Source organism: Flavobacterium sp., from assembly GCF_013823965.1.
In the GTDB taxonomy this organism is placed as follows: domain Bacteria; phylum Bacteroidota; class Bacteroidia; order Flavobacteriales; family Flavobacteriaceae; genus Flavobacterium.
On sequence record NZ_PNNA01000043.1, the window covers coordinates 1 to 4,529 of the forward strand.

Consider the following 4,529-nt stretch of genomic DNA (forward strand, 5'->3'; position numbering starts at 1 on the left):
GAGAAGTGAAAATAACTTTTAAACCTGCGCCAATTAATAATGGTTTTACCTTTATTAGACTAGATCTAGAAGGGCATCCCATTATTGAAGCCGATGCAAATTATGTTGTGAATACCCAAAGAGGAACTAATTTGGAAAAACTAGGTGTCAAAATTCAAACACCGGAACATGTTTTGGCAGCATTGGTTGGTTGTGATTTAGACAATGTTATCATTGAATTGAATGCTTCAGAACTTCCTATCATGGATGGCTCTTCAAAATATTTTGTGGAAGCTATCGAAAAAGCAGGAATTGAAGAACAAGAAGCAAAAAGGAAAATATATGTGGTAAAAGAAATAATTTCATTTACCGACGAAGAAACTGGAAGTGAAATTATGGTAATGCCAAGCGAAAACTACTGCGTTACTGCAATGGTCGATTTTGGCACCAAAGTATTGGGAACCCAAAATGCCACAATGAAAAACATTTCCGAGTTCAAAACAGAAATCGCCGATTCGAGAACTTTCAGCTTTTTGCATGAATTGGAATCACTCTTGGAGGATGGACTCATAAAAGGGGGAGACTTAAACAATGCCATTGTATATGTTGACAAGGAAATTTCCGAAAAAACAATGAACAGCCTGAAAGTTGCTTTTGGCAAAGACGAAATAACCGTAAAACCAAACGGCATTTTAGATAATCTAACCTTGCATTATCCAAACGAAGCCGCAAGACACAAATTGCTGGATGTTGTAGGGGATTTATCATTGATTGGAACTAGAATTCAAGGAAAGGTAATTGCCAATAAACCAGGTCATTTCGTCAACACGCAGTTTGCAAAAAAGATGGCAAAAATCATTAAAATTGAACAAAGAAATCACGTTCCTGTTTATGATTTGAATCAAGAACCATTGATGGACATTCATAAGATTATGTCGGTTCTTCCACACAGACCTCCATTTTTATTTATTGACAGAATTATAGAAATGTCCGAAAGTCATATTGTAGGGTTGAAAAACGTTACCATGAACGAAGGTTTTTTTGTAGGTCATTTTCCTGGAGCTCCAGTAATGCCGGGTGTTATCATTGTCGAGGCAATGGCACAAACAGGCGGAATATTGGTGTTGAGTACCGTTCCTGATCCAGAAAATTATTTGACTTATTTTATGAAAATTGACAATGTCAAATTCAAGCATAAAGTGCTGCCGGGAGATACTTTAACTTTTAAATGTGATTTAATCAGTCCAATCAGAAGAGGAATTTGCCACATGCAAGCCAATGCTTATGCCAATGGAAAATTAGTCGCCGAAGCGGAATTAATGGCACAAATAGCCAAAAAATAATAATTATCAACTGCCACACTATTTTTTCTTGAAAGAAGAGGAATAGATTTGGGGCCTAATAAAAAATTACAGATGAATCAACCCTTAGCTTATGTTCATCCAGGCGCAAAAATTGCAAAAAATGTAGTAATTGAGCCTTTTACAACGATTCATAATAATGTTATTATAGGTGATGGAACTTGGATTGGTTCAAACGTAACTATAATGGAAGGAGCAAGAATTGGAAAAAATTGCAATATTTTTCCCGGAGCAGTAATCTCCGCAGTTCCACAAGATTTAAAATTTGGAGGAGAAGATTCTTTGGCCATAATTGGTGACAATTGTACCATTCGCGAATGTGTAACCATCAATAGAGGAACAATAGCTTCCGGTCAAACATTAATAGGTAATAATTGTCTTATCATGGCAGCTGCTCATATTGCTCACGATTGCCACATAGGAGATAATGCCATTATTGTCAATGGAGTACTTTTAGGAGGACATGTAACGATTGGAAATTATGCTATCATTGGTGGTTTGTCAGCCGTTCATCAATTCATAAGTGTGGGTGATCATGCCATGATTTCAGGAGGTTCCTTGTTGAGAAAAGATGTTCCCCCTTATACTAAAGCGGCAAAAGAGCCTTTGTCTTTTGTTGGAATCAATTCCGTTGGATTAAGAAGACGAGGTTTTACCCCAGAAAAAATAAGGGAAATTCAAGACATTTATAGAATTCTTTATCAAAAAAATTACAACACAACCCAAGCAATAGGCATCATCGAAGCTGAAATGGAGGCCACTCCAGAGCGTGACGAGATATTGGATTTTATCAGAAATTCATCAAGAGGAATTATGAAAGGATATTCTGGAAATTCATAATCCGCAAGAAAAAATAATCAAAAGATAAACAAATAATAATAAACAAATACAATGGCATCAACTTCAGACATAAAAAACGGATTGTGTATAAAATACAACAACGACATCTATAAAATCATAGAATTTCTTCACGTGAAACCAGGAAAAGGACCAGCTTTCGTAAGAACAAAACTAAAAAGTTTGTCTAACGGAAAAGTTTTGGACAACACTTTTTCAGCAGGACACAAAATAGAAGAAGTACGTGTGGAAAACCATAAATTTCAATTTTTATATCCAGAAGGTGATTTATTTCACTTTATGAATGTAGAATCTTTTGAACAAATATCATTAAACAAAAACGTGTTGGATTCACCAGATTTATTGAAAGAAGGTGAAAACGTGATGATTGCCATCAACACAGAAACTGATTTGCCACTTTCAGTAGATATGCCAGCTTCTGTCATTCTTGAAGTGACTTATGCTGAACCGGGAATAAAAGGAAACACGGCCACAAACGCCACAAAATCAGCCACGGTTGAAACAGGAGCAACAGTAAATGTTCCTTTGTTTATCAATGAAGGCGACAAAATCAAAATTGATACGACTTCCGGAAATTACATGGAACGCGTAAAAGAATAAATAGTTTCCAGTTAAAAGGTTATCTGTTGATTGAAACAAATAACCTTTTTTACTTATACTCTAAATCAAATGAAATTTCCCAAAATACATACCTTACAAGAAATTGCCAAAATTCTTAATTGCGAGTTTGTTGGTGATACTAATTTTCCTGTTTCTGGAATGAACGAAATTCATGTGGTGGAATCAGGAGACATTGTTTTTGTAGACCATCCAAAATATTACGACAAAGCCCTGAACTCGGCGGCAACAATCATTTTAATTAACAAAAATGTGGAGTGCCCAGAAGGGAAAGCCTTGTTGATTTCGGATGATCCTTTTAGGGATTTCAACATCTTGACGAATCATTTTAAACCATTCCAGTTTTCCAATGTTGCTGTTTCAGCTTCCGCCAAAATTGGAGCGGGGACAATAATTCAACCCAATTCTTTTATTGGAAACCACGTTGTCATTGGAAAAAACTGTTTGATTCATTCCAATGTTTCCATTTATGACCACACCGTAATAGGCGACAACGTGATTATTCACGCCGGAACCATTCTCGGAGCAGATGCTTTTTATTATAAAAAACGTCCCGAAGGATATGACCAGTTAATTTCGGGAGGAAGAGTGGTCATCAAAAACAACGTAGGTATTGGCGCACTTTGCACCATCGACAAAGGCGTTACCGGAGACACAACCATTGGCGAAGGCACAAAAATAGACAATCAAGTACATGTGGGACACGATACCGTTATTGGAAAAAAATGTTTGATTGCCTCTCAAACCGGGATTGCAGGTTGCGTAATAATTCAAGATGAAGTTACGATTTGGGGTCAAGTAGGCACCACAAGCGGAATAACCATTGGTGAAAAAGCCGTGATTTTGGGACAAACAGGTGTTACAAAATCCGTTGAAGGAGGTAAAACTTATTTTGGCACGCCAATAGAGGAATCTCGCGAAAAACTGAAACAATTGGCCAATATTAAAAAGATACCGGATATCCTCCAAAAATTAAAAGAACTGTCATGAAATAGCCACTAAAAACGAATTTGTTGCAAACAAATACCGTCAGTGAGCGCAATGCCAAATATAACTGCTAAAAAATAAAAATTTACAGATATGACACCAAAAGATATTGTTCTTGAGTTTTACAAATCAGACGCTCTATTGAATAAGAAAGTGGTTCGTGAATTATTGCATCCAGAATTCACCATCGATTGGAATAGTAGCGAAGGTTTTATTCAAATGAATTATCAAGACATGATGTCGCTAATAGATCAAATGGCAATAGCTTACATTCGCTCCAAAATTAGAATTAGCCACATTATTCAAGAAAATAATTTGGTTTCTTTGCGTTTTTCCCACTTTGTAAAGACAATTGAAAATCCTAGGGAAGACATGCTTTTGGGTAATTTTTTCGTTATTTGGGAAATAAAGGACGACAAATTGTTTAAAGGATTTCAAATGAGTTATTTTTCTTGACCAAATTTTTGAAAAATCATCTGCAAAACCTTACTTTTGCAACACTATTAATAAAAACTACATAAAATATATATCATGAGTGTTTTAGTCAATAAAGATTCCAAAATAATTGTTCAAGGATTTACTGGAAGCGAAGGAACTTTCCATGCTTCTCAAATGATTGAATACGGTACAAATGTTGTAGGTGGTGTTACTCCTGGAAAAGGAGGAACGACCCATTTAGATCGTCCAGTTTTCAATACAGTTAAAGATGCTGTAGATCAAGCGGGT

At 35.9% G+C, this 4,529-nt stretch carries 5 protein-coding genes and 1 pseudogene; all 6 read left to right on the top strand.

The features are described from left to right. Window positions 1-1,322, top strand: a 1,322-nt coding sequence (locus tag C0430_RS04935; RefSeq protein ID WP_290866091.1) for a bifunctional UDP-3-O-[3-hydroxymyristoyl] N-acetylglucosamine deacetylase/3-hydroxyacyl-ACP dehydratase, incomplete at its 5' end; no start/stop codon positions are given. Window positions 1,323-1,394: 72 nt separating this feature from the next. Next, the gene (gene lpxA, locus C0430_RS04940) at window positions 1,395-2,180 is read left to right on the top strand and encodes an acyl-ACP--UDP-N-acetylglucosamine O-acyltransferase (RefSeq protein WP_290866093.1); all 786 of its coding nucleotides are present in this window, start codon (window positions 1,395-1,397) and stop codon (window positions 2,178-2,180) included. Between the two features lie 51 nt (window positions 2,181-2,231). Beyond that, window positions 2,232-2,798 (top strand): elongation factor P, encoded by a 567-nt coding sequence (efp, locus tag C0430_RS04945; RefSeq protein WP_290866095.1) that lies wholly within the window; start codon window positions 2,232-2,234, stop codon window positions 2,796-2,798. Window positions 2,799-2,867: 69 nt separating this feature from the next. Continuing rightward, window positions 2,868-3,806, top strand: coding sequence for a UDP-3-O-(3-hydroxymyristoyl)glucosamine N-acyltransferase (locus C0430_RS04950; RefSeq protein WP_290866097.1), 939 nt, complete (start codon window positions 2,868-2,870; stop codon window positions 3,804-3,806). A gap of 90 nt (window positions 3,807-3,896) precedes the next feature. Next, on the top strand, window positions 3,897-4,259 hold the full coding sequence (locus tag C0430_RS04955) for a nuclear transport factor 2 family protein (protein ID WP_290866099.1): 363 nt from the start codon (window positions 3,897-3,899) through the stop codon (window positions 4,257-4,259). 75 nt (window positions 4,260-4,334) lie between these two features. Then, window positions 4,335-4,529 (top strand): annotated as a pseudogene (locus C0430_RS04960) (succinate--CoA ligase subunit alpha); the annotation flags it as partial.

What these genes read in the sequence shown, in the direction of transcription:
- lpxA (WP_290866093.1), top strand. Translation starts at nt 1,395, where the DNA reads ATGAATCAACCCTTAGCTTATGTTCATCCAGGCGCAAAAATTGCAAAA.
- C0430_RS04955 (WP_290866099.1), top strand. Translation starts at nt 3,897, where the DNA reads ATGACACCAAAAGATATTGTTCTTGAGTTTTACAAATCAGACGCTCTA.
- efp (WP_290866095.1), top strand. Translation starts at nt 2,232, where the DNA reads ATGGCATCAACTTCAGACATAAAAAACGGATTGTGTATAAAATACAAC.
- C0430_RS04950 (WP_290866097.1), top strand. Translation starts at nt 2,868, where the DNA reads ATGAAATTTCCCAAAATACATACCTTACAAGAAATTGCCAAAATTCTT.